The organism is Ideonella sp. A 288, from assembly GCF_002198735.1.
Lineage (GTDB): Bacteria > Pseudomonadota > Gammaproteobacteria > Burkholderiales > Burkholderiaceae_C > Pseudaquabacterium.
On the sequence record NZ_MWLO01000091.1, the window covers coordinates 14,841 to 37,896 of the forward strand.

25 protein-coding genes and 1 pseudogene are annotated in these 23,056 nt (G+C 71.6%); 11 read left to right on the forward strand and 15 right to left on the reverse strand.

Annotated elements, in window-relative coordinates:
• Positions 1-14: 14 nt before the first annotated feature.
• A complete protein-coding gene (locus EOINJALH_RS08150) occupies positions 15-470 on the forward strand; it encodes a GNAT family N-acetyltransferase (protein ID WP_088279900.1) in 456 nt (151 codons plus the stop codon).
• Between the two features lie 79 nt (positions 471-549).
• Here the strand turns inward: EOINJALH_RS08150 and eptB are convergent, their stop codons facing one another.
• The 4 genes and pseudogenes from eptB to EOINJALH_RS08160 form a co-directional block, all read right to left on the reverse strand.
• Entirely contained in the window at positions 550-2,193 is a 1,644-nt protein-coding gene (gene eptB, locus EOINJALH_RS08155) for a kdo(2)-lipid A phosphoethanolamine 7''-transferase (RefSeq protein WP_158219687.1), read from the reverse strand.
• 292 nt (positions 2,194-2,485) lie between these two features.
• Positions 2,486-2,606 (reverse strand): annotated as a pseudogene (locus EOINJALH_RS32595) (TerC family protein); the annotation flags it as partial.
• A gap of 15 nt (positions 2,607-2,621) precedes the next feature.
• Positions 2,622-2,780 (reverse strand): hypothetical protein, encoded by a 159-nt coding sequence (locus tag EOINJALH_RS31630; protein ID WP_158219688.1) that lies wholly within the window; start codon positions 2,778-2,780, stop codon positions 2,622-2,624.
• A gap of 62 nt (positions 2,781-2,842) precedes the next feature.
• Entirely contained in the window at positions 2,843-3,262 is a 420-nt protein-coding gene (locus EOINJALH_RS08160; RefSeq protein WP_088279856.1) for a hypothetical protein, read from the reverse strand.
• A 110-nt stretch (positions 3,263-3,372) separates the two neighbouring features.
• Here EOINJALH_RS08160 and EOINJALH_RS08165 point away from each other — a divergent pair, with 110 nt between their 5' ends.
• Positions 3,373-4,254 carry a LysR family transcriptional regulator gene (locus tag EOINJALH_RS08165; RefSeq protein WP_088279857.1) on the forward strand — a complete coding sequence of 294 codons (882 nt, stop codon included), beginning with the start codon at positions 3,373-3,375 and terminating at the stop codon, positions 4,252-4,254.
• Positions 4,255-4,275: 21 nt separating this feature from the next.
• Here the strand turns inward: EOINJALH_RS08165 and EOINJALH_RS08170 are convergent, their stop codons facing one another.
• From EOINJALH_RS08170 to EOINJALH_RS08190, 6 genes are all read right to left on the reverse strand, one after another.
• Positions 4,276-4,608: a hypothetical protein gene (locus tag EOINJALH_RS08170; protein WP_234413716.1), complete on the reverse strand. Its 333-nt coding sequence runs from the start codon at positions 4,606-4,608 to the stop codon at positions 4,276-4,278.
• Positions 4,580-4,762 carry a hypothetical protein gene (locus EOINJALH_RS31635; protein ID WP_158219689.1) on the reverse strand — a complete coding sequence of 61 codons (183 nt, stop codon included), beginning with the start codon at positions 4,760-4,762 and terminating at the stop codon, positions 4,580-4,582. The genes EOINJALH_RS08170 and EOINJALH_RS31635 overlap by 29 nt, the downstream gene beginning before the upstream one ends.
• Positions 4,763-4,897: 135 nt before the next feature.
• A complete protein-coding gene (locus tag EOINJALH_RS08175) occupies positions 4,898-5,695 on the reverse strand; it encodes a metallophosphoesterase (protein WP_088279858.1) in 798 nt (265 codons plus the stop codon).
• A gap of 55 nt (positions 5,696-5,750) precedes the next feature.
• Positions 5,751-6,734 (reverse strand): diacylglycerol kinase family protein, encoded by a 984-nt coding sequence (locus tag EOINJALH_RS08180; protein WP_088279859.1) that lies wholly within the window; start codon positions 6,732-6,734, stop codon positions 5,751-5,753.
• A gap of 14 nt (positions 6,735-6,748) precedes the next feature.
• Positions 6,749-7,267: a YqhA family protein gene (locus EOINJALH_RS08185; protein WP_088279860.1), complete on the reverse strand. Its 519-nt coding sequence runs from the start codon at positions 7,265-7,267 to the stop codon at positions 6,749-6,751.
• A gap of 116 nt (positions 7,268-7,383) precedes the next feature.
• Complete coding sequence (locus EOINJALH_RS08190) at positions 7,384-8,472, reverse strand: DUF3616 domain-containing protein (protein ID WP_088279861.1); 1,089 nt, start codon at positions 8,470-8,472, stop codon at positions 7,384-7,386.
• A 204-nt stretch (positions 8,473-8,676) separates the two neighbouring features.
• Between EOINJALH_RS08190 and EOINJALH_RS08195 the strand changes: the two genes are divergently transcribed.
• From EOINJALH_RS08195 to EOINJALH_RS08220, 6 genes are all read left to right on the forward strand, one after another.
• A complete protein-coding gene (locus EOINJALH_RS08195; RefSeq protein ID WP_088279862.1) occupies positions 8,677-9,018 on the forward strand; it encodes a hypothetical protein in 342 nt (113 codons plus the stop codon).
• Between the two features lie 643 nt (positions 9,019-9,661).
• A complete protein-coding gene (locus EOINJALH_RS08200) occupies positions 9,662-10,252 on the forward strand; it encodes an RNA polymerase sigma factor (protein WP_158219690.1) in 591 nt (196 codons plus the stop codon).
• Positions 10,249-10,536 carry a hypothetical protein gene (locus EOINJALH_RS08205; protein ID WP_088279864.1) on the forward strand — a complete coding sequence of 96 codons (288 nt, stop codon included), beginning with the start codon at positions 10,249-10,251 and terminating at the stop codon, positions 10,534-10,536. Before EOINJALH_RS08200 ends, EOINJALH_RS08205 begins: the two co-directional genes overlap by 4 nt.
• A 44-nt stretch (positions 10,537-10,580) precedes the next feature.
• On the forward strand, positions 10,581-11,534 hold the full coding sequence (gene lepB / locus EOINJALH_RS33295) for a signal peptidase I (protein WP_088279865.1): 954 nt from the start codon (positions 10,581-10,583) through the stop codon (positions 11,532-11,534).
• A 256-nt stretch (positions 11,535-11,790) separates the two neighbouring features.
• Positions 11,791-12,138: a YciI family protein gene (locus EOINJALH_RS08215; RefSeq protein ID WP_088279866.1), complete on the forward strand. Its 348-nt coding sequence runs from the start codon at positions 11,791-11,793 to the stop codon at positions 12,136-12,138.
• The gene (locus EOINJALH_RS08220; RefSeq protein ID WP_088279867.1) at positions 12,138-13,469 is read left to right on the forward strand and encodes an RNA polymerase sigma factor; all 1,332 of its coding nucleotides are present in this window, start codon (positions 12,138-12,140) and stop codon (positions 13,467-13,469) included. The genes EOINJALH_RS08215 and EOINJALH_RS08220 overlap by 1 nt, the downstream gene beginning before the upstream one ends.
• A gap of 345 nt (positions 13,470-13,814) precedes the next feature.
• Here the strand turns inward: EOINJALH_RS08220 and EOINJALH_RS08225 are convergent, their stop codons facing one another.
• Complete coding sequence (locus EOINJALH_RS08225; protein ID WP_144289924.1) at positions 13,815-14,456, reverse strand: hypothetical protein; 642 nt, start codon at positions 14,454-14,456, stop codon at positions 13,815-13,817.
• Positions 14,457-15,196: 740 nt separating this feature from the next.
• Here EOINJALH_RS08225 and EOINJALH_RS08230 point away from each other — a divergent pair.
• Complete coding sequence (locus EOINJALH_RS08230) at positions 15,197-15,988, forward strand: PEP-CTERM sorting domain-containing protein (protein ID WP_158219691.1); 792 nt, start codon at positions 15,197-15,199, stop codon at positions 15,986-15,988.
• A gap of 287 nt (positions 15,989-16,275) precedes the next feature.
• On the opposite strand, the gene EOINJALH_RS08235 is transcribed toward EOINJALH_RS08230, so the two are convergent.
• Entirely contained in the window at positions 16,276-16,914 is a 639-nt protein-coding gene (locus EOINJALH_RS08235; RefSeq protein WP_088279870.1) for a glutathione S-transferase family protein, read from the reverse strand.
• Positions 16,915-17,017: 103 nt separating this feature from the next.
• Positions 17,018-17,782, reverse strand: a complete 765-nt coding sequence (locus EOINJALH_RS08240) for a tRNA-uridine aminocarboxypropyltransferase (protein WP_088279871.1) — start codon at positions 17,780-17,782, stop codon at positions 17,018-17,020.
• A gap of 282 nt (positions 17,783-18,064) precedes the next feature.
• Between EOINJALH_RS08240 and EOINJALH_RS08245 the strand changes: the two genes are divergently transcribed.
• The gene (locus EOINJALH_RS08245) at positions 18,065-19,087 is read left to right on the forward strand and encodes a cation diffusion facilitator family transporter (protein ID WP_088279872.1); all 1,023 of its coding nucleotides are present in this window, start codon (positions 18,065-18,067) and stop codon (positions 19,085-19,087) included.
• Positions 19,088-19,100: 13 nt separating this feature from the next.
• Here EOINJALH_RS08245 and EOINJALH_RS08250 read toward each other — a convergent pair whose 3' ends face one another.
• Together EOINJALH_RS08250 and EOINJALH_RS08255 are read right to left on the reverse strand one after the other, a co-directional pair.
• Positions 19,101-20,741 (reverse strand): GDYXXLXY domain-containing protein, encoded by a 1,641-nt coding sequence (locus EOINJALH_RS08250; RefSeq protein ID WP_088279873.1) that lies wholly within the window; start codon positions 20,739-20,741, stop codon positions 19,101-19,103.
• Complete coding sequence (locus EOINJALH_RS08255) at positions 20,738-21,718, reverse strand: DUF2157 domain-containing protein (RefSeq protein ID WP_088279901.1); 981 nt, start codon at positions 21,716-21,718, stop codon at positions 20,738-20,740. Before EOINJALH_RS08255 ends, EOINJALH_RS08250 begins: the two co-directional genes overlap by 4 nt.
• A 329-nt stretch (positions 21,719-22,047) precedes the next feature.
• Between EOINJALH_RS08255 and EOINJALH_RS08260 the strand changes: the two genes are divergently transcribed.
• Positions 22,048-23,052 carry a ketopantoate reductase family protein gene (locus EOINJALH_RS08260; RefSeq protein ID WP_088279874.1) on the forward strand — a complete coding sequence of 335 codons (1,005 nt, stop codon included), beginning with the start codon at positions 22,048-22,050 and terminating at the stop codon, positions 23,050-23,052.
• Positions 23,053-23,056: the final 4 nt, after the last annotated feature.

Sequence of the window (23,056 nt, forward strand, 5' to 3'; positions counted from 1 at the left end):
TTGCGCGCCGCACCATGCCCATCCAACTCGAATCGCCCGACCAGCCCGAGGTCGTCGCGCTCATCGCCGAGCTCGACGCCTACCAGGACACGCTCTACCCGCCGGAGAGCCGCCACGCGCTCGATCTGCACTCGCTGACGCAGCCCAACGTGGTGTTTGCGGTGGTGCGTGACGCGCAGGGCCGGGCCGTGGGCTGCGGCGCCGTCGTGCTGGGCCCCGACCATGGCGAGCTCAAGCGCATGTATGTGCACCCCGCGGCGCGGGGCCAGGGTCTCGCCGCGCGGCTGTTGGGCCTGCTGGAAGCGCAGGCGCTGGCCCGAGGCTGCACGCAACTGCGGCTCGAGACCGGGCCCTACCAGCCCGAGGCGCTGGCGCTGTACGCCCGCAGCGGCTACCGGCGGCGCGGGCCCTTCGGCGGCTACCGCGACGATCCGCTGAGCGTGTTCATGGAGAAATCAATCCCGGCCTAGTGCGCGGCGCCGCGGCGTCGTGTGCCTGGCGCATCGAGACGCGCAGGAGGCGACACCCGCAGCGGGGCAGCCTTGCCGGTCAGTGGCACAAGTTGTGCGCGGGAGTCACACCGCCATCCCGGGACTCGACCGACAGGCAGCCCAGCATGCTGGCAAACAGGTTCTGGTGGCTGGCCAGTTGGCCGCTTTGCGCTCGTTGGCGCAGCCGCTCGAAGGCCTCGCGGTGGACCGGATCCGACAGCAACAGTGGCGATCCCCAGAACGGCAGCGGTACGCGGCGTTGTTCGGGCGGGGCGATCGCCCGTGGCGTGCCGTGAAAGTGCGTACCGTCGCCGATCGACTCACCATGGTCGGAGGTGAACACGACCAGCGCCTTTCGACCCTTCAAGCGATCGAACAGTTCGGCCAGCACGTGATCGCCGTAGAGCACGGAGTTGTCGTAGGCATTGACGAGTTCGGCACGCCCGCAGTGGTCGTCGGCATCCAGGCACTCGGGCTGCCAGCGCGCGAACTCGCGCGGGTAGCGTTGGCTGTAGAGATAGTGCGAGCCCTTCTTGTGCAGGACGATCAGGTGCCGTCCATCGGGATGTCGGTCGAGCGATGAGTCGACCTCCGGCAGCAACAGGCCATCGAACACCTGGCGCTGGCTGGAGCTGGCGTCTGCGACGATCACCTCTCGCATCTTGTAGAAGTCCGGCTCCACCCTCTGGTAGAAGCCGACCTCGCTCTGCATCGCGAAGAGTTCGATCGAGAACCCCAGTTCGCGGAACACGCTGAAGACCTTGTGTTCATCGATCCGATCGGGCTCGAACCCCGCGCCAGTCACGACGCCTTCGGGGCGCGCGAACATGCAGGCCAGGGACAGGCGCGTGGAGGTGTCGCAGGACTCCGCGCGGAACGCCACCAGGCCGGCCTCGCCTCGCAGTCGGGGCGTCGTGTCCCGGTTGTAGCCCAGCAGTCCGAGGTGGTCGTGCCGCGTGGTCTCGCCGATGACCAGCACCACCGTCACATGGTCCAGCGGCGAACGTTCAAGGTAGGTGAAACGCTCTGCCGGGTCGCTCAGCTGGTTGGCGCGCATCGCCGCGGTGGCGCGGTTGGCGCCGGTCATGGCCATGCCCGACAGCCAGTTGGTCGGCACATACCGATGAGCGACCAGACCCGATGCACTCACGGGTGGCTTCCCGCCCGCGCTCTGTTCGGCGGTGTGGCGAACGACGGCATGGCTCGCAAGTGCCAGCGATAGGGCCGACACCGACATCGCCAGGCGGATGCTCCAGACGCGGCGTGTCGACACGGACGTCGGCCGGACCACGCGCCTGAAGCACAGGCGCCACCAGGCGACTGCGGGCAGAACACCGAGCAGCAGCACCCAGAGCAACAGATCGCGGCCGACCATTTCGGCCGAAAGCGCCTGGTCGCTGGCCATCACGGCCTGCACGATGCCGTAGCCGATGACCACGTCATAGCGGACCATGTAGTAGCTGGCCGCCGCAGACAACAGGATCATGGCAACGCCACCGATGAGGAGCACGGCGCGGCCGAGGGCGGCCAGCAGGAGGGCCAGCAGGAGGCAGACACCCAGGACCAGCCCCGCTTCGGCGGCGACCATCAGGGCAGAGGAGCCCGGCGTGCCGCCGGCATCCCGCACCGCCCCCAGGCGCTCCCAGAACTCGGGCGCGTTCAGACACAAGGCCTGGTAGGCCGCCAGCAGCAGCGTCGCCACGAAGGGCGGCGCATCGCGACGGGCCAGCCCAGGTCGATCGAAAGGAGTCATCGGCATTGCACGCCCAGCGTCAGTTCTTGGCGGGGCTGGATGTCAGGGGACGGAGCGAGGCTTCACTCCCGACATGGCCTGGTAGCCACCGGGTTGGGGGCGGGCCCATGGAAGCCGCGATTGCCCGTGCCGGGCGATGCAAGGACGTCCTGCCCACGGCACCCGCGCCGATCCGCCACCCGCCGCGGTCACCACGGCCCGCACGGCCGCGCAACCGTCCGCCCAACCGTCCGCCCACTCGCTTGTGCAGGACGCCCAGGTCGAAGGCCAGCAGCGCGACGACGGTGCCGACGAAGGTGAGCCAGACCCAAGGCGGGCGTGCCCATGAAGTCGACTGTGAGGAAGGGAAGCAGGAAGCCCATGTTCTGTTTTCGGATTCAGAGGATCGCCGCGATGGCCGTACCCACGCCCATCAGGGCGCTGAACACACCGAGCAGCGCGACATCGCGCTTCTCATTGCCCAAGCGCCAGGCGTGGAAGGTGACCCCGACCAGACAGAGGGTCAGGATGGCGAAGAGAAGCGTGCTGGTGTCCATGGTGATTTCGTTGCCGAGGCGATCCGGAATTCGCTTTGGAGGTGACTGAGACGCTGGCGCAATCAGACTGCCGCCAGCGAAGAGCCGGCGCGGGGACCGGATCCGTTGCCGCCGCGGCGGCGCCACAGCGCGATGAGCAGGTGCAGCCCGGCACCCAGCAGCACGAGCAGCACGCTGCCGATGCCCCAGATCACCCATGTCGCTGCGGTCAGGCCACCCGCCAGTGCGGGTGCAGCCTGCAGCAGGCCATCGACGAACGGCCCCAAGCCCGCCAAGGCCTGGCTTGCCCACTGCGCGACTTCGGGCGGCACCCAGGGGGCCAGCCAACCCGGCACAGTGATGGTGCCAGCGCCTGATGCAGCCCCTGTGAGCGCGCCCGCGTTCGAGACCGTCCAGACGGTAACGGCATGCAACGCCCAGGCCGCCAGCGACCACAGCGCCAGCAGAGCAACGACAAAGAACCAGCTGAGGGCGTAGAACATGATCGGGCTTTCTCGGGCGTTCGGGTGAGTTGGAGTGTGGGGATGAATCCGCATCGAACAAACCAGATCGAAACGTACTTAGACTTCGGGTTTCCCGCACCGGAGGACACATGCTGAATTACCGCCATCTGCACTACTTCTGGGTCGTCACCAAGGAAGGCGGCTTCGCCCGTGCCGCCGAACGGCTGGACATGGCGGTGCAGACCATCAGCGCGCAGGTGCGCGAGCTGGAGAAGGCGCTGGGCCACCAGCTCCTCAAGCCCTCGGGCCGTGGCGTGGCCCTCACCGAGGCCGGCCATGCCGCCTTCGCGCGCGCCGAGGAGATCTTTCAGCTGGGCCAGGGCATCCCTGACGAGGTGCGCGAAGCGGCCAGCGGCAAGGTGGCCCGCCTGGCAGTCGGGTTTTCCGATGGCATCTCCAAGCTCGCCGCCCATGCGTTGCTGGAGCCCGTGTTGGGCACCCCCAACCTTCGGCTGGTCTGCCACGAAGGAGAGTTCGAGCAGCTGCTCAGCGAGCTGGCGCTGCATCACCTGGACCTGGTGCTGGCCGGTCAGGCCGCACCGCGCAACCCGAACCTGCGCCTCACCAGCGAGCGCCTCGTCGAGTCACCGGTCGAGTGGTATGGCCCGGCCCGGCTGGTCGGCAAGACCGAGCGCGACCGCTTCCCGCAAAGCCTGAACGACCTGCCGGTGCTGCTGCCCACGGGGCATTCCGCGCTGCGACCGACGCTGGACCACTGGTTCGAGACTCAAGGCCTGCGGCCCCGCATCGTCGGCGAGTTCGAGGACAGTGCGCTTCTGGCGGTGTTTGCGGCTCGCGGGCTTGGCGTGTTCCCGGTCAGCCGGCTCGGAGCAGACGACGTCGGCCTGATGCGCGGCCTTCGGCTGTTGGGCAGCAGCGATGGCGTGAAGGAAGAGATCCACGCCATCCGGTCGAGGCGCGGCCAGCACCACCCGCTGGTGACGCAGGTGGTGGCTGCGGCACGGCCTTGAAGGCATCTCGATCGAATCCGATCAGTGTGCGTGGCGGCGGGCCATCGTCGTGGCGCTCGGCTCCTCGCCACCGGCCAGCTTCCAATGGCGCCGAGCGGTCGCCACCACCACGGTTTCGCCGTCGGCCAGGTGGCCATCGGCCCGCGCCGCGGTCAGGGACAGACGCAGCACCTTCCATTGCAGCGCCGGATCGGAGATCCCGGCCGTCAACGACGCCAGGGCGCTGTCATCGACACTGCCCATGAGCGAACCGGTCTCGTATCCACCCGCCAGGAGCTCTTCGCACAAGGGGTGGACGATGTGCGGCAAGGGCTGGGTTTCGGACTCATTCGCCTCGGGCGGGATGCCGGCCATCCGACCTGCGTGCACGGCGCTCGGCCGGGATCGGGATGGGCACGAGCACCGGCGCTGGCTGCGGCACCCACTGCCTGAGATCCTCCTTCAGCACGTGCAGGCTCTGCTTGATCCGGGCAATGACGAGGGATGCAAAGCGCAAAGAAGGCTTCATGGCGGGTGAGCTCGGAAGTGATGACAGGCTGGAGTATGCACCCGGTCCTGCTTCGGAAGAAGCGACACTTCCGATAATCCAACTCAGGAAAATACGAACTTGCCTGAAGATGGCGCGCCCGTTGCAGAACTGCGCTCACGTCCGATCCGGCCGGACCTCACTGACCTTGGCGAGCCGGAAAGCGCGGTCGTCGGCCTGGTAGTCCCACTGCTCGATCCGACAGCATCCCGGCGCCGCATCTGCACCCCAGCGCAAGAGGTTCACCGAGTTGGGCGCGCCATCACGCACTCTGGACGACACGGCCGTGCCCGCCTGCACGACCCACAGCAGGCGCGCCAGGCCGTGCAGCGGCATGACGTAGGGCAGGTGGATGTGACCGCCGATGACGAGGTCGGCGCCGGCTTCAGCCCAACGCTGCAGAGCGGCCGCATGCCCGCGCAGTCGGTTGGGCTCGTCCTCGGCACGCGTGACAGCCATGGGCTGGTGCACCACGACCACCCGCAGTTGCGCAGGGTCGGCCTGCGCCACAAGCCGGGCCACGCGGTCGATCTGCAGTGCGGACACTTCACCATCCTTGTGTCGCCAGGGTCGCGTGGTGTTGACGCACACCACCAGGAATTCCGCAGAGCGGTGCACCGGCTCGAGATCCATGCCGAACGCGGCGCTGTACCGCCCATACGGCCGGCGCAGGCGCGCCCACAGATCGAAGAGCGGGATGTCGTGGTTGCCCGGGACGGCCAGCACCGGCGCCCCCAGACGGTCCACGAACGAGCGTGCCGCGCGGAACTGGGCCGGACGCGCGCGCTGCGTGATGTCGCCCGACAGCACGACCACGTCAGGACGCTGCTGGTGGGCCAGCGCGCCCAGGGCTTCGACGACCGCGCCCTGCTCGGTGCCGAAGTGCGTGTCGGAAATCTGCAGCAGGGCGCTCATCAGGCAAGCTCCGCGCTGCGCGCTGCGGTATGGCGCTTGGGGCGGCCCGGCGCGCTCATGGCGCTGCCCCTTCAACGCGGACGGCAGCGTCGCGCTGTGGCTTCAGCAAGTAAAGCGGTTTGGCGAGCACGTGGAAGTCGAGCGGCGCGCGCATCATCGTCACTTCGCCATCGAAGGCCACCTTCACCCCGCGGCGGCCCAGCGGCAGCGTCGGCCGCACCACCAGGTGCTCGAACTCGAAGCGCTCCACGCCTGCGGCTTCACCCAGCCTGCCCATGGCGCCATGCAGCATCAGGCCGATCATCGACAGCGTCCCGATAGGGCGCAGCACCAGCGCGGCCATGCTGCCGTCGCCTGGTGTGCCGGCCAGGGTGTCATCGGGCTCCGCGCCGAACTGCTGTAGTTGCAGGCGGTTGTTGCCCACGAAGAGCGTCAAGGTTTGTATGTCGCGCACCGTGCCACCCATCTCGATGTGCAGTCGCAAACGGCGCTGCGCACGCAGCAGGGTTGCACAGGCGGCCACGAACGCCACCCAGCGGCTTCGGCCGAAGCGGGCCTTGTAGGCTTCCCGGTCTTCCAGCAGGTCGGGATAGAGCCCGAGGCTGGCGTTGACAAGGAACACCCGTTCGTTGACGCCGGCCACTTGGACCGGCGCCGGCGCCCAACGCAGCAACTGGCGGACGGCATCGGCCGGGTCTGGGGGGATGCCGTGCGTGCGGGCAAAGTAGTTGAACGTGCCCTGCGGCACCACACCCATGGCGCAGCCTGCGGCGTGTGCGGCCTGTGCCACGGTGTTGAGCGTACCGTCGCCACCGACGGCGACCACGGCCGTGCGGGTGGCGATCGCCCTTGTCGCAGCCTGGTGCGACACGCTGGTCAAGTCGGCGGGGCTGCAGAACAGCAAGTCACCTGGTCGCCCACCAGCCCGCAGCGCGGCTTCGATGACTTCGCGCTTCGCCCGCGCGTCGTTGCTGCCCGCTGCCGCATTGATGACGAACTGCAGCGGTGACCCGAGGTCGACTTCTGGGAGAGCGGCCATGGCCCGAGGCGCGATCAGGTCTTTTCCCGCGTCAGACGTTCTGCAAACGAAATGCCGATGGCAGAGAGCACGAAGGTGAAGTGGATGACAGCCACCATCGTCACGATCTGGATGTTCTCCAAGCTCAGATCGCCGCTCAGGTACGTCTTCAAGGCATGCACGCCTGAGATCGAGATGATGGCGAATGCAAGCTTCAACTTGAGGTTGTAGGTGTTGACGTGGTCCAGCCAGTCGGGCTTCTTCATGTCCTTTTTGTCGAAGTGCCCCGTGGTCACGAACAGCGACACGCCGGCGAGCGCCACCACCCAGACCAGCTGCGCCACCATCGTCATGTCCACCAGCTCGAGCACCTTGATGATCAGGTCGATCTTTGCAAGGTCGCCGAACAGCAAGGTGCTCATCAGCTTGTAGGTCTCCAGCAGGAACTTGCCCAGGATGCCGAAGATGATCGCCACCAGACCCACGTAGAAGAACAGCATGGTGAATCTCATGCCGTAGAGCAGCGACCCGACTTTTGAAAGTAGTTTTTCCATGCTTGATTACCGTGAAACAGAGCGGACAGTGACAACGAACAGCGATCCGGCCGCAGCCCCGTGCGCCGCGCGGGCCCGTTCGTCCAGGCGGCTGAGACAGACCGGGGCGGACGATCTCAATCGCGGCGCAGCAGATCACCGAAGACGGTGTGCTCGCCCTCCTTGCGATCGGCGCCAGGCGCGTCGTACAGCACGAGCCAGCGCGCCTTGCCGCCCGACAGCGCCGGCGGCAGGTCGCAGATGGCCTCGGCGCGGTTGGTCCCGCGTCCGTGCGGCAGGTGCACCGACTCGGTCAGCGCCGACTCGAAGCGCACCGGCTCGCGGTTGGTGGCCAGCAGGGGCCGGGCAGCAGGCCACTTGAAGACGCGGATGTCGCCGTTCAGCACCATCGTCGGGCCGGCCAGGATGTAGAGGTCGTCGCCGGAGAAGTGCAGGTCGCGCACGCCCAGGCCGTCGAGTTGCAGGAAATGCTTGCGGATCAGCGTGCCGTTGTCGTCCAGGGGCGCCAGGCGCAGTTGGTCACCGCGGGTTTCGACCGCGATCTCGAGCAGCGCCGACCAACCGCGCAGCACCGGGCCGCGCAGGCCGAGCAGCAGCCGGCGCCCGTCCACGGCCAGGCCTTCGATGTCGAAGCCGTTGTCCTTGCCCGGGATGGCCATGTACGGCCCAAAGTGGGGGTCATCGGCCAGCGCACGGGTGAGCAGGTTGGTTTGCGCATCGCCCTTCAGCCGCAGCGCCCGTCGGCCGTCCTGCGCCTGCCGTACCAGGCAGGGCTCGCCCTGGGCGTCGGGCTCGATGGGCAGGCAGGCCAGCAGACGCCTGTTGCCGTCCAGCGCCACCTTGGCCAGCCGCTTGGCGTTGTCGGCGTGGTCCCGGTCCGGCTTGGCGTTCTTGCGCTTCAGGCCATGCGAGCCCACCACCCAGAGGAAGCCGTCGGCCACGGCCATGCCTTCCAGGTCGGCCTCTTCCCCGGCTGTGCCGGGCAGGTCCAGCAGATCGGCGAGCGGGAAGTCGCGCACCTCGCCGAAGCGCAAGGCCTCGCGCCCCACGGGGTCGAGCAGTCGAAGGCGGTCCAGGCCGCAGGCTTCGTCGCCCGCCACCCAGAGCCAGTTGCCGGTGAAGGCTGCCCCCGACAGATTGGATTGAACCAGGGAGTCAGCAGCGAACTCCAGGCGGACGGCGTTCGCGGTTCGTGCGTTGGGCATCGGGTGGTTCTCCAGAGGGTGACGTGCCAGGAAGGCTTGCGCGCTGCAACGCGTGCCGGCCGGAGCCGCCAGACTGCGAATTCTGCGGCCGAACTCTCATCCCATGCTCAGGTTTATCCGATGTTCGCGTTCTTGAAAGGCTGCTTTTCCAGAACCACCCGGCGCCCCACATTGCATCTGTGCCTCAATCGATGGAGATCCGTGATGCAAGTGCTCTTCAAGTCCCGCCATCCGCAAGCCACCGACTTGCGCGACCTGACCGAGCGCCGATTGCGCTTCGTGCTGCGACGCCTGGGCTGGCGGGTGCCACGCGCCGAGGTGCAGATGTCGGACGTGAACGGACCGCGCGGCGGCATCGACAAGCGCTGCCAGGTGGAACTCCGGACCGATGGCGCCGGGTCGGTGGTCGTCGCCTCCGTGGCCAGCGACTGGCGCACTGCGCTGGACAACGCGTTGGCACGCGCCGCGCGCTTCCTCATGCGCCTGTGGCGCCGCGGCACTGACTCGCGCCGCATGCGCCAACGCTTCATCAGTCACGAACGCTGAACTCGAACGACCCCAGGACTCCACACCCTGAACATCAGGACGTCCATCCCCTCGACCGCTCGCCCGGAAGCCGCGCATTCGGCGCCGATCGCCGCAGGCGGCGCGCGAACAGCCCGCAGCCCGCAGCCCGCAGCCCGCATCGTCGCATAGACGTTGGTCGCCGATGGCGACATCGGCGACGCTGAGATCAAGTGGCTCGACCGCCTGGTCGTGCATGAGCAGCTGGGGCTGACGCGACATGAGTTGCACGCACTGCTGGACGCCTTCTGCGAGGACCTGCTGTCGAGCATTGGGGCTTGCACCACGAGATGTTTCGGCCGTCGTCCCGGAACTGACCGGCTCGCGATGCAGCCGAGATCCCCCTGCGGCGACAGGCCCGACGACGTCGAGCGCACCACACCAGCACCGAACCACCCAAGGTCGGCAATGCCCCTGGCCAGCGGCGCTGGCGACGTGATGCCAAAGGGCGGACTCGAAGTCCTTCACACGGCTGGCAGCGACAACCGCCAGACGCCGTCCGGTGCGGCTGCACCTGGACACCGCGGTCGGCCACGTCCTGTCGGGCCCTGCCGGCCCGCGCAACCGTCCGCCCACTCGCCGGTATAAGCCTGGGACCCCCCTCCCCGTCGAAGGACGCCCGCGCTTGGACCCCCACGGCACCGCCACCGATCCCCTGGCCCCGCACATCGTGCGGGCCGCCGCCGGCGATCGCGAGGCCTTTGCGGTGCTGGTGCGGCACTTCCAGCGGCCGATCTTCTCGTTCCTGGGCCGCATGGGGCTGCGCCAGTCCGAGGCCGAAGAGCTGGCGCAGGAGGCCTTCGTGCGCGCCTGGCAGCACCTGGGCCGCTACCGCTTCGAGCAGGGCGCGTTCTCGACCTGGCTGTACACCATCGTGCGGCGGCTGGCGCTGAACGAGCTCGACCGGGCCGAGCGCCGCTGGCAGGCCCCGGCGGGCGATCCCGCGCCCGACCCGGCCTGCGACCAGCCCGGGCCCGCGCAGGCCCTGCACCTGCTGCAGCGGCAGGCGGCCCTGCAGGCCGCGCTGCGGCGCCTGCCTGCCGACGACCGCAGCGTGCTGGCGCTGGCCTATGTGCACGAGCTGAGCCTGGCCGACGTGGCCCGGCTCGAAGGCTGCAGCGAATCCGCCGTCAAGGCACGCCTGCACCGGGCCCGGGCGCGCCTGCGCGACGCCCTGTCCGCCACCGACACCCCCGCCACCGGAGCCAGCCGATGACCCCGCACCCCACGCCATCCGCCATCGACCTCGACGCCGACATCGACCGCGCGCTCGATGGCCCGCTGCTGCAGGTGCCCGACGACTTCAGCGCCCGCGTGCTCGCCGCCTTGCCCGCGCGCCCCGTGGGGGCCGAGCCTCCCGGCGCCACGGGCCGCCCGCCCGCCCGGCTCTGGCGCCTGGTGCAGGCGCTGGTGCTGGCCGCCTGCGGGGCGCTGGGCGCCGTCGAGGTGCTGCTCTTCGTCGGCGGGCTGTGGACGGCCACCGCGGTGGCCGTCGGCTGACCGCTCGGCCCCTTTTTCATCACATCGACGATCGGACCCACGCCATGACCGCCTCGACCACTTTCGCGCTGCCCCCGGGCCTGCCCGCGCAGCCGCTGCTCGCCACGTTGAAATCGCTGGCCCTGCCCGGCCTGGGCCAGTGGCACAACGGCCAGATCAACAAGGCGGTTTGGTGCTTCCTGGCCTTCGCCTTCGTCAGCGTGCCGGCGGTGGCGCTGGTGGCGCTGGTGCTGCCGCCGTCGTGGACGGCACCGGCGCTGGCGCTGGGCGTGCTGGCCGCGCTGGCGCTGTGGCTGGGCTCGGCGGTGGACGCCTGGCGCGTGGCGCGGCGGGTGCAGCGCCGGCAGGGCGATGCGCCGATGGCCGCGCGGCACGTGCCCGATGTGCTGCCGGTGTGGCGCATGGGCGGCGTCACCTTGCTGATCCTGGTGCTGGGCGACTTCATCGCGCTGCCGCTGCTGATCGGCGTGGTGCGCGCCCACCAGGTGCAGGCCTTCCGCATCCCGTCGGGCAGCATGGCGCCCACGCTGTGGCCTGGCGACTTCGTCTTTGCCGACATGCGCTATGCCTGCATCGGCTGCCGCCAGCCGGTGCGGCGCGGCGACGTGGTGATCTTCGCCTACCCCAACGACCGCACCACGCTGTACGTCAAGCGGGTGGTGGCCCTGCCCGGCGACCGTGTGCAGGCTGAGGGCGCGGCGCTGCGCGTGAATGGCGCGCCGGTGCCCCCGGTGGACGGGCCGGCGCCACCGGGCGCCTCCCCCACGGTCGTGCTGCCCGCGACCCTGCCGCCCGCGCCCGAACACGCCGCCGCGCGCGACTTCGTCGTGCCGCCCGGGCAGGTTTTCGCGCTGAGCGACGAGCGCACGCGCAGCGTCGACTCGCGCCACTTCGGCACCGTGCCGCTGCAGGACGTGGTGGGCCGCGTGCGGCAGGTGTGGTTCTCGTGGGGCGAGGGCGGCGTGCGCTGGTCGCGGCTGGGCAGGGTGGTGCAGTGACGGGCCCTCGCCGACACCCGGCGTGGCCGGGATGGATCGCCGGCGTGGAGTTGCCGGCGCCCTGGCCTTGCCGCAGGCCCTGCGACGTCGGCGCACCCCGACGCCCGGTGGACGGCCGGCCGGTTCCGCACGACACTGCACGCCGCGCCGGTCGGTCACGATCTGCCGCCACTGAATGGCCAGGCCTTGTCGATCGGGCCGCATCGAACCCGTCATGGGGGTGTGAGCAAGCCGCTCTCGTCCATGGAGATCCCCTGTGAAGTACACCCTGTTCCTGTACAACGACGAAGCCCAGAGGGCCAACGCGCCGGCACCCGCCCTGCAGCAGGTGAAGGCGGCCTTCGAGGCCTACACGCAATCGCTGAAGGAGGCGGGCGTCTTCGTCGCCACCGACTGGCTGCGCCCCAGCGACACGGCCACCGTGCTCAGCGTGCGCGACGGCACCCGGCGCATCCAGGACGGCCCCTACGCCGCCAGCAAGGAGCAACTGGGCGGCTACTACGTGATCGAGGTGCCCTCGCTCGACGAGGCCCTGCAATGGGCCGAGCGCTGCCCGTCCGCCCAACGCGGCTTGATCGAGGTGCGGCCGTCGGCCATGGGCTGATGCCCAGCCTGGGCGGCACCGACGCGGCCAGCCACGCGGCACGGGCCGCCCGCGATTCGCGCGGGCGGCTCCTGGCGCTGTTGGCGTCGCGCTCGGGCGACGTGGCCGGGGCCGAGGATGCCCTGGCCGATGCCTTTGCCGCGGCGCTGGCGATGTGGCCCACCCGCGGCGTGCCCGACAACCCGCAGGCCTGGCTGCTGACGGTGGCCCGCCACCGCCAGCTGGACGTGCTGCGCAGCGCGGCCGCGCGCACCAGCGTGCCCCTGGACGAAGAGCAGATCGAAGCCATGTTCCTGGCCGACCCCGACCCCGACGAGATCCCGGACCAGCGGTTGAAGCTGCTGTTCGTCTGCGCTCACCCGGCCATCGATCCCGGCGTGCGGGCGCCGTTGATGATGCAGACGGTGCTGGGCCTCGACGCGCAGGTGATCGCCCGTGCCTTCCTGGTGCCGGCTGCCGCCATGGCCCAGCGCCTGGTGCGGGCCAAGCGCAAGATCAAGGAGGCCGCGATCGCGTTCGCGTTGCCCGGCCGCTCCGACATGCCTGCGCGGCTCGACGCGGTGCTGGAAGCCATCTACGGTGCCTACGCCATCGGCTGGGATCTGGCGGGCGAGGCCTGCCTCGCCGTGGGTAACGACACCGATGAGGCCGATGAGGGGGCCGCCGACGCCGACCTGGCGGACGAGGCCCGCTACCTCGCCGACCTGCTGGTGCAACTGCTGCCCGACGACCCGGAGGTGCTGGGCCTGGCCGCCGGCCTGGCGCTGTCGGCGGCGCGGCGGCCGGCCCGCGTGGGACCGGAGGGCGATTACGTGGCCTTGAGCGACCAGGACACCGCCCGCTGGGACCCGCGGCTGATCCGGTGGGGCGAGCGGCTGCTCGGGCGCGCCCACGCGCAGGGCGCCGTGGGCCGGTTCCAGCTCGAGGCGGCGATCCAGTCGGTGCACATCGCCCGGGCGCACAGCGGCCACACCGACTGGGCCGCGTTGGCATTGCTGTACGAAGGCCTGGTGCGGCTGGCACCCGGCCTGGGCGCGCGGGTGGCCAGGGCGACGGCGCTGGGCCATGCGCACGGCCCGGCGGCGGGCCTGGCCGCGCTGGATGCGATCGACCCCGGCCTGTGCGAGGCCTTCCAGCCGGCCTGGGCCGCGCGAGCCCACCTGCTCACGCTGGCGGGACGCCGCGCCGAGGCATTGGAGGCGCTGGGGCGCGCCATCGCCTTGGCCGGCGGCCCGCGGGTGCGCGCCGAGCTCGAGCGGCGTCGGCAGGCACTGTGCTCGTCGATGGACGATCGAGCGGGGCCTGGGCCGCCGAACGACCGAGACGCCTGAGGGCTTGCCGGTGACGCTCGCCGAACTCTGTGGGGCCCAGGGGGATCAATGGGCCAAGGGCCCAATGGACCCATGGCCCAAGGGCCCCAGGGGACGTCAGGCGCCGGCCAGGGCGCGCGGCTGCTGATGGGGCCACTGGACGCGTTCTTTGCGCACCAGCGGCGCAACGACGACGAGCCCGCTGGTGCGACGCCGTCGTCGTGGACGTGCGAGCCTGGGCTGGTGGGATTGGTGCGGGCCGTCGCCGAACTGGACCGGTCGGCACGGTCCGTGAATGCCCTGCAGGCGGAGCGCATCCTCCTCGTCGCTGACCCACGTCCGTTCAGTGGGCCCGAGGCGCACGCCCTAGTCGGCCTCGGCGGCCGGGCCGCCTGGCCGGCCGCGCGAGGCATCGCGGGCAGCGCCCACGGCCGCCAGGGTCTCCAGGTGCCGGGCCAGCAGGTAGGCCTCGGCGGCGCGCACGGTGGGCAGGCGCGGGCGCTGCACACCGCCGGACTGCGTGACGCCGCCGCCTAGGCAGCTGCCGTCGTCGAACAGGTCGAACCCGGTCTTGTCGAGGGTCATCGGCGGATGGGCGCCGTTGGGGCACGGTGTGTAGCACGGAAAGCACGCAGGCCTTGCAATGAAGCGCTGCGGCCCGAGGTGGACCGCGACCTCGGCCATCAGGGGGCGCGGCGGCGTAGGTGCCGACCTGGCGGCCGCCCCGTTCCGCCGACGAAAGGCGGCCCATTGCGCGCGCACTTGCGTCGCGTGGGGGCACTCACCTTCGGTGCAGGTCAGGCGCAGCCACACGGCGTGCTCCACACGGACGTCGTCGCACCAGAACTGCTCGCGCCGCCGGCCCTGGACGTCGATGCGGGCGGCCGCGGCGATGTGGTGCTCGCCCCCGGGCGTGGTGACCACCGACCGACCTTTCCATCGCGTGCCGAAGGGCGCGCCCTGCGGCACGCGGCGGCGGACTTCATCGAGCAACTGGGTGACGTTCATGGTGCGGTCTTCATGGGCAGGGCGGCTGACGATGCCGGCCGGTGGCGCGGCCGTCAATGGAGTGTCCGAGTCGACGTGACGGGTCATCGCTTGCGCCCCCGGGCCGCGGGTGGTACGCGGTGTGCACGGCAGGCGACGCAGGCGGGCGAGCCGTTCCATTGCGTGGACGCCCGCCTGCCGTGCCAGCGGCGGCGCACCCAAGGCCACCGGGCGCTGCCGCAGTGCGTGCACACCGGCGTTGGAACCCTGCCGAGCAACGCCGAAGGTGAGCGCCAGGTGGCCGAGACGACTCCGGGGCGGACAAGACGGCCGTCCAGCTCACAGGCGCGCCTGGCGCGGTGGCGAAGCGCTGCGTCACCGACCGACAGGGGCATGGGTCGGGTGGCCGTGGAAGACCTTGGTGCGACCCTCGCGCTCGCCGCCCAGGGCGGCGACGTCCGACCCACCGCGTCCGGGCAGGCCGAGCCGCCAGCGCTATCACGGCATCGCAACCGGCCGGCGCCGGTGGTACCGCCTCGGCACGGAACCGGTCGCCGCAAGGCGCGCGGAGGCCCCGCCGCGGGCAGCGCATCCGGGGCCTGGTGCCACCGCGCCCTGCGGCATCCCAGTGTCGGCGGCTTCTACATTCCAGCCTTGGTTGACGCGTTCTCGTGTTGATTCACAACGGATTTTTGGGGTGGTCTGATCTTTACTAACCGCCGATGCAGTCTGAATCCACCCACAGTCAATTGGAGCTACCCATGAGTCTTTCGTTCTTGAAGTGCAGCCTCGTATCGGGCGTCATCGGTGCGGCGCTGTTCGCCGGACAAGTCTCGGCGGCCCCCGTCTACCTGCGGTCCAATACCGGCCAACCCTGGGGCGTCAACACCAACGAGACCGCCATGAATGCGGCATTCGGGGCGGGCGTCTGGAGCGATCTGCGCTACGAGACCGCCAACGTCGCCACGCTGTTCAGTGCGGCCAACCGCTTCATCTTCATGGAAGGCGGTGACACGAATGCCGATGAACTCGAGGCCTTTCTGGGCGCCAACGGCGCGTTGATCGCGGCCTGGGTGAACGGCGGCGGCAGCCTGTTCGTCAACGCCGCCCCGAACGAGGGCGACGGCATGAACTACGGGTTTGGCGTGACGCTGTCGTATCCGGACTTCGACGGCTGCGACACCGCGACGGCCGTCAATGCCGCGCACCCCATCTTCTCGGGCGTTGCCACGGCCTACACGGGATCGTCCTTCTGCCACGCCAACGTCTTCGGTGCCGGCTTGACCTCGCTGATCAACGATGGCAGCGGCGAATCCACGTTGGCCGAGATGGCCGTTGGCGCCGGCCACGTCATGTTCGGCGGGATGACCACCACCAACTTCCAGGATCCTGAGGCCGACGCCTTCAATCTGCGGGTGAACATCCTCGAGTACGGCGCCGCCCAGGCCGGGCAAGTGGTGCCCGAGCCGAACACGGCGCTGCTGGTTGCCGCGGCGGCACTGGCGTTTGCAGGCCGTCGGCGCCAGAAGACAGCGGCGCGCGCCTCGGCCTGAGGTCGTCCCTGGCCTAGGGTCTGCGTCGGCGGCCACGGGCCCGCAGGCCCGTGGACATCGGGTCGCCCAGGTCCGCGCAGGCGGGCCGGGTGCCGCCGCCGGCCACCGGAGGGTGAGTCAACGCGCGAACGGCGCTTCGGTGGCGCTCGGCCATGCCGCCGGCAAGTTGGGCAGCCCGCCTGCGCAGACACCTGCACCGCATCGTCGGCACGCAGGGTCCGTGCGGGTCCGGCGGGTCCGGCGGCGCCGGCGGCGCGCGCCGAACGCCGTGGCTGCCAAGGGCGCCGTCAGGCGCTCGGCATCACTTCCTGCACGCTGCGGCGCTGGTTCATGCGCCCCATCCAGGCGCCGACGGCGGGCGTGGCCGCCATCAGGGCCTGGCCGTCCGCCGTGGCCTGCAGGTAGGTCAGCACAGGCAGCAGGTGCAGGTCGGCCAGACTCACCGTGGAGCCGCCGAAGAAGTCGGTGCCGCCCAGCAGGCGGTTCACTTCGGTCAGGAACAGCGCCGCCTGCGGCTTGGCCGCTGCGACCTGGGCCTCGTCGGTCTGTCCGCCCAGCATCGGCACCAGCACGCGCGGGATGAAGATGTTGGTGATCGACGCCGCGTAGCCATAGCTGTCGACGACGCTCATCAACTGGTTCACCCGCACCCGCTCGGCCGGCGTCGACGGCATCAGCGCCGGCCCGGGAAACGCCTCGTCGACGTAGCGCATGATCGCGCTGGCCTCGTAGAAGCATCGGCCCTCATGCTCGAAGGCGGGCATCTTTCCCCAGGGGTTGCGGGCCATGTGGGCCGCTTCCTTGTGCTGGCCCTTGACCAGGTCCACCGCCACCAGCGAGTGCTGGACGCCCTTCTCTGCCAGGGCCAGCCGGACGGACCGGACATAGGTGCTGATCGGATCTCCGTAGACGACGGGTTCGCTCATGTGTCGATTCCTCTTGCTCAGGTTGTGCCGGGTACCGGATGGACGGCGGCGCTCGACCGCCGAACCCGGGCGATTGTGCGCGCCGGCGGTGCTGCCTGAGCCATCACCCCACCGCGGTCGCGTGCGCTGGCCCGGGCTCCGCCAACTGGCGCAGCCGCCGATGCGCGGCGCCGTCCCAGTCGACCGGCAACTGGTTCCGCGCCTGCAGGTAATGGTGGGTGAACACGTCCAGGTAGGCCGTCAGCACCTGCTCGGCGTGGGGCTCGCCGGCCAGGCCCAGGCACAGCGCGGCCACCTCGCTGGTGCAGAAGTGGTCGTCGCGCCGTGACCGCCTGAGCTTGTAGTTCGACAGCTGAGCGGCCTGCAGGCTGAGCACCGGCAGAGTGTCGAGGTACGGGCTCTTGCGGAACATCTTGCGCGCCTCGGCCCAGGTGGCGTCCAGCAGGATGAACAGCGGGCGCGGGCCGTCGCCGCCAGGGCAGGGGTCGGCCGGCGCCAGGCCGTGCACCACGCGCTCGGGCGGCACGTACTCGCCCGGGAACACCACCAGCGGCTGCCACTGCGGGTCGCGCAGCAGGGCCAGCAGCGCGGGGTCGGTCTCGGTGCGGGCCCAGCCGAACGCGAAGGTGTCGGCCACCACGTCGGCCACCAGCCAGCCGGTGTTGCTGGGCTTGAGCGGCTCGACGTCGCCCATCAGCAGGCACACGCCCGCGCGCGTGGGCACCGACGGCCGCAGCGCGCACAGGCAGTGGCTGACGGCCAGCCGGCAGCTGGCGCAGCGCTCGCGCCGGAAGCCGCCGCGGGCCAGGAAGGGCTTGGTGCTGCGCGCCACGCGGGCGGCGCGCAGCAGGGAGACGGCGTGGGGCATGCAATGGCTTCGATGGGGGCGGCGGGCCCGGCGTGCGGGCGGTGGCGGGCCACCGGGCCCTGCACGGGCGGTCGAGCGACACCGAGGGGCCGATGATGGCAGACGCCCCCGGGCGGCGCGGCCCGACGGTGCCCGGGCCGGCGACGGCCCGTCGGCCTGCGCCCGACGCCCGCTCGCGCCGTGCGATGGCGTACAGACCCCGCCGGGTGCGGCGCCCACAGTCGTGCAGCCGGCGAGCCGCCGCCCAGGCCGGCCCCCGCCCCACCCACCGATCGGCACGCGATGACCCGAAGCCCCGCGACGGCCACCGCCGCCATCCCCCTGGCCGCTCCCGCGGCCGAATCCCGGGTGGCGATCTACGGCGCCATCGCGGCCAACGTGGCCATCGCCGTCACCAAATTCGCCGTGGCCGGCGTCACCGGCAGTTCGGCCATGCTGTCCGAGGGCATCCACTCGGCGGTCGACACCTTCAACGGCGTGCTGCTGCTGGTGGGCATCCGCCTGAGCCAGCGGCCGGCCACGCCCGAGCACCCGTTCGGACACGGCAAGGAGCTGTACTTCTGGAGCCTGATCGTCGCGGTGCTGATCTTCGGCCTGGGTGGTGGCGTGTCGTTCTACGAGGGCGTGCAGCACATTCGCCACCCGCAGCCGATGACCGACCCGAGCTGGAACTACGCCGTGCTCGGCGCGGCCACGCTGTTCGAGAGCATCAGCTTCGCCATCGCGCTGCGCCAGTTCCGCCGGCAGGCGGCCGGTGCGCCGTTCTGGCAGGCGGTGCACCGCAGCAAGGACCCCACCACCTACACCGTGCTCGCCGAAGACGCGGCGGCGCTGGCGGGCCTGGCCATCGCGGCCACGGGCATCGCGCTGGCCCATGCGCTGGACATGCCGGTGCTGGACGGCGTGGCCTCGCTGCTCATCGGCGTGCTGCTCGCCGGCGTGGCCTCGCTGCTGACCTGGGAATCGCGCGGCCTGCTCATCGGCGAGGGCATCCGCCCCGAGACGGCGCAGGCCCTGCGCGCCATCGCACTGGCCCAGCCGGGCGTGCGCGACGTGGGGCGGGTGCTGTCGATGTACGTGGGGCCCGACGACGCGCTGGTGACGATGGACCTCGACTTCGACGCGGGCACCGGGACGGCCGAAGCGGCGCTGGCCTTTGCCCAGATCGTGCAGCGCGTGCGGGCACGCTACCCGATGATCCGGCGGCTCTTCGTCGAGGCCGGTGCCGGCTCGGCGCTGCAGCGCTGGACGCGGCCGGATGCGATCCGTCTGGACGGCGAGGGCGTGGCTGCGACGGGCCCTTGACGCAGCCGCGCGATCACAGCGGCGCCAGCCCCTCGCCGCGCAGGCCCACCAGCAGCGCGCGGCCGCCAGGCTCGACGCGGAACTCGCCGTACTTCGCCGCGGCCCAGCGCGCGGCCTCGCCCTCGCGGAAGAACCACGCGTCGGTGACGACGATCCAGCGGCCGTCCTTCGGCGTCAGCTGCAGTCGCAGTTCGTCCGCGGCCAGCGGCCGGCCGTCGTCGACGCGCAGCAGCGTGGCCACGCCGCGGCCGTCGCGCCGGGCCACCACCACCGGCCGGGCGCCGGTGAGCAGCCCGTCGGCCGTGGCCTGCACGGCGTCGGGCACGCGGAAGTTCAGCCGCATGAAGTCGCCCTGCATCAGCGAGCGCGGGTCGGCGGGCGCCAGTTCGACGAACACCGGTTGCCCGTCCGCGATCAGGTTCTCTTTCTGCCACGCGCCGACGTTGGCCACGGCCAGCGCCAGCAGTGCACTGGCGGCGATGGCCAAGCGCGGTCCGAGACCGTCGCCGCGGGGTGCCGCTGCCGAGGCCGGCGGCGGTGGGCCGGCGCGGCGATCGGCGCGGCCGGCCCACCAGGCCAGCGCGCCCAGCACGGCTCCGGCGGCGACCAGCACCACGGCCTTGGTCGACAGCGGCCAGGCCAGGGTGTAGTAGAACGCGCCGACGGTCCACACCGCGGCCAGCGCCGCCGCCGCGGCCCGCCGCCATCGTGCGCTGGTGGCACAGGCCGCCAGCACCAGCAGCACCGCCCCCAGCGCGGGCATGAACCACGCCAGCACCAGCAGTGCCGCGGCCACGCCGATCAGCCACGGGCGGCGCACCGCCGGCCACCGGTGGGCGGTCCAGGCCGCGGCGGCCAGGGCCAGCAGCAGCGACACGCCCTGCGCCAGGCCCAGGCCGACCGTGGCCGACGTGCGCATCGCCGACGACCGCAGCACCTCGCCGGGCAGCCCGCCGCCCAGGCTGCCGCCGACCAGGAAGGCCATGCCCGACCACCAGGCCAGGCCTGCCAGCGTGGCCAGCACCCAACCGGTGGACACCGATTCCAGCAGCGCCGCCAGGCGCGCACGGGCGCCATCGACGAGTGCCCGCTGCTGCACCGCGGTGGCCAGCAGCCACAGCGCCAGGGCCAGGTGCCAGGCCAGCCAGAGGCGCAGCGATTGCGGCGCGCCCCAGTGGCCGCGCAGGCAAGCCACCGCCAGCAGTGCGGCCGCCGCAGCGCCCAGCAGCGCGCGCAGCCAGGCCTGGGCCACCCCCGCCGCGACGGCCAGCGCCAGGGCCGCCAGCAGCGCCGCGGCGGCCGCGTCCGGCAGGTCGCGGAACAGGCCGAAGCCCAGTCCCCCTCCGCCCACCAGCAGCGCCGGCACGGCCAGTTGCTCGGCGAAGGCCGACACCCCGGACGAGCGCAGCACCACCAGCGCGCCGGCCAGCACCAGCCCGCCGGCGAGGTAAGGGCCGGCGCTGCGGCCGATCAGGTCGCCGAACAGCAGGCCCACCACCCCCAGCAGCGGCACCGCCGCCAGCCAGGCGCCCAGCGCGGTGAGCAGCACCACCGGCCACGGGCGGGCGTCCGGCGCGGGCGGCGTGGCCGTCGGCGGGAGCAGTCCGTTGTCGATGGCCGCGCGCAGCACGGCGTCGAGGCGTGGCGCGGTCATGTCCTGCCCTCCATGGCACGCTGGGCGCGCGCCCGCCGCAGCACGAAGGCCACGGTGGCCGCCAGCAGCGCTGCGGCGGCCAGGCCCAGCAGCAGCAGTGTGCCGATCGGGTCGCGGCCGTCGTGCCGGTCGAACAGTGCGCGCGTCAGGCCGGCCACCAGCAGGCCGTCGATCGCCAGGGCCGCCGCGCTGAGGCCGTACAGGTCGAAGCCGCGCGCACTGGCCTGCCAGGCCGCGGCCGCGGCCAGCACCGCCAACCCCAGCGGGTAATGGGTGCCGACGTGCTCGTGGAACAACCCGCCCAGCGCGGTGAGCGTGACCACCCCCACCGCCAGCGTCAGCGCGGTGCGCTGCGACCACACGCCGGCCCCGGTGACGGGCCGCCACCGGGCATCCAGTGCCCCCACCACGGCCCAGGCGCCGCCCCAGCCCGCCAGGTGCACCCAAAGGTCGTCGGGCTCCACCCGCCAGCGGTGGCCGGTGTGCGCCTGCACCCACAGCGACAGCGCCGTCAGCACCACCAGCGCCCAGGGCGCCCACAGCACGTCGCTGCGCACGCCCAGGCACAGCGGCAGCGCCAGCGCGGCCCACAGCGCGAACAGCTGCCACGCGTCGGCGCCGGTCTGGTAGGTCTGGCCGAAGTGCGCGAACAGGCCGCCGATGGCCAGCAGCGCCAGCAGCCCCAGCGGCGCGCGCGCGGCCGGCCGCCACAGCGCGCCTGCGCACATCGCCAGCACCACGCCCTCGATCAGCGCGAAGCGGCCGAAGCGGCCCAGCGTGTCCCAGTGGGCCGCCACCCAGAACACCAGCCCCAGCCCGACGAGCGCCGCCCCCAGCACCGCCACGCCGCGCTGCAGCCGCGGCGCCAACGCGGCCGGCGCGTCGTGCAGGCCGGCCAGGTGCTCCAGGCGGCGGGTGGCTTCGGCATCGAGGCGGTGCGCTGCCGCGAGCCGGTAAAGCGCCAGGCGCATGTCCATGGGGGGCCTGTGGGTGGTGGCGATGGTGGGCATCGTAGGCGCGCGGTCGACCAGGCGGCGGGCCATCGGGGGTGGATTGCCCCGCGAGACCGGTGGGCGCGTCCGGCGATACGCCCTGCCGCCGCGAACGCGCGGCCTGGCCGTCCCGAAGACGGCGTCGAGGTGGACGCTCCACCATCGCGCCATCAGCGCCCGGCGCAGGAGATTTCTCGACGCCCGGGACACCGCTTCGGCCATGGTCGCGCGAACGGCGCGGCAAGGGGCGAAGAGGCGACGGGCGGAGCCCGCACCGCCGTGCTGGGCCTGAGGAGCATTGCATACTCGCGGCCATGCCGACGCTCCCACCCGTTCCGCCCGCCGCGCCCGCCAGCGCTGCGCTGCAGGCCAGCGCCGCGTTCCACAGCATCGCCGTGGTCGGCGCCGGCGCCGTCGGCAGCTTCTTCGGCGCGATGCTGGCGCGCGCCGGCCATGCGGTCACGCTGATCGCCCGCCCGGCGCATGTGCAGGCCATCGAGGCCCATGGCCTGGCGCTGCACCGCGGCGGCACGGTCGAGTTCGTGCGCGTGGCCGCCACCACCGAGCTGGCGGCCGTGCGCGGCGCCGACCTGGTGCTGTTCTGCGTGAAGTCCACCGACACCGACGCGGTGGCCCGCGAGATGGCGCCGCTGCTGTCCGACGGCGCCGTGGTGCTGAGCCTGCAGAACGGCGTCGACAACCCGCAGGCCATCGCGCGGCACGTGCGGCAGATGGTGGTGCCAGTGGTCGTCTACGTGGCCACCGCGATGCCCTCGCCGGGCGTGGTGCAGCACTTCGGCCGCGGTGATCTGGTGATCGGCCCGATCGACGCCCAGGCCGCGGACGACCCGGCGCAGCAGCAGTGCCTGCAGGCCGTGGCCGCCCTGTTCGCCGCGTCCGGCGTGCCGGTGCAGGTGTCGCCCGACGTGATGGGCGAGCTGTGGCGCAAGCTGATGGTGAACTGCGCCTACAACGCGATCTCGGGCCTGGCCCAGGCGCCCTACGGCCGCATGGCCGAGCTGCCCGCGATCCGCGAACTGCAGCAGGCGGTGGTGCGCGAGGTGGTGGCCGTGGCGCAGGCCGAGGGCCAGCGCCTGCCGCTCGACGCCGCGCTGGCGGCGATGTCGCACATCGCCGTGGCGATGCCGGCGCAGCTGTCGTCCACCGCGCAGGACATGGCGCGCCACAAGCCCAGCGAGATCGACCACCTCAACGGCTACGTGGCCCGGCGCGGCGCCGAGCTCGGCGTGCCGACCCCGGTGAACCAGGCGCTGTGGGCGCTGGTCAAGTTGGTGGAAGCCAGCCGCGCGGCCGGCTGAGCCG